Source organism: Ruminococcus callidus ATCC 27760 (assembly GCF_000468015.1).
GTDB classification, from domain to species: domain Bacteria; phylum Bacillota; class Clostridia; order Oscillospirales; family Ruminococcaceae; genus Ruminococcus_C; species Ruminococcus_C callidus.
This window is the reverse complement of record NZ_KI260505.1, coordinates 1-860: the sequence shown is the minus strand read 5'-3', so window position 1 is coordinate 860 and position 860 is coordinate 1. Positions and strand designations below refer to the sequence as shown.

Sequence of the window (860 nt, the reverse complement as noted above, 5' to 3'; positions counted from 1 at the left end):
GACTTTGCGGAAGAACTGCTGGACATTGCAAACGCCCATGCAGACCTGCTCTACATCAAAACAGACGGCTCGCTGGACGATGGCATGGAACTGGTTTCCCACCCTTGCACCATGGACTATCACATCAACGAGTTTCCATGGGAAGATATTATGCACCGTGCCGTTCGTCAAGGCTACCGTTCGCATCAGACTTCAACCTGCGGTCTGCATCTCCATGTGAACCGCAATGCTTTTTCCGACAATCAGGAAGGACAGGACGAGGTGATCTCCAGAATCCTGTATTTTGTGGAACATCACTGGAATGAGTTGTTGAAGTTCAGCCGCCGTTCGGAATACACCATGAACCGCTGGGCGGCAAGATACGGCTATGAGCATACCCCGAAAGCAATTATGGACAAGGCGAAAAAGGGTGGAAATGGTCGATATGCCGCTGTGAACCTTTGCAATTACCACACCGTGGAATTTCGTTTGTTCCGTGGCACTTTGAAGTACAACACGTTCATTGCCACCATTCAGCTGGTCAATCGAATTTGTGATGCCGCTATGTACAACACCGATGATTCCATTGCGAAGTTATCGTGGTCAGATTTTGTGGCAGACATCACAGAGCCTGAACTCATTCAGTACCTGAAAGAGCGACAGCTATATGTAAATGAAGAAGTTTGTGCAGAGGAGGAAATGTAAGATGTGTGCATTATTTGGTTGGCTGGACTATAAGGGTATTGTTTCGGACAAGCTGTTGAAAAAGCTGACACAGGCTCTAGCGAATGCGGCGGAAGAACGAGGGACAGATGCGTCTGGTATTGCCTATGTGAAAAGCGGTAAAGTCACCATCTACAAGAGACCGAAACCTGCCCACA

General features: G+C 48.3%; 1 protein-coding gene. It reads left to right on the top strand.

All coding sequences use genetic code 11. The features are described 5' to 3' along the window. On the top strand, positions 1–684 hold a 684-nt coding region (locus RUMCAL_RS13900), incomplete at its 5' end, for an amidoligase family protein (RefSeq protein WP_021683665.1). Positions 685–860 lie beyond the last annotated feature (176 nt).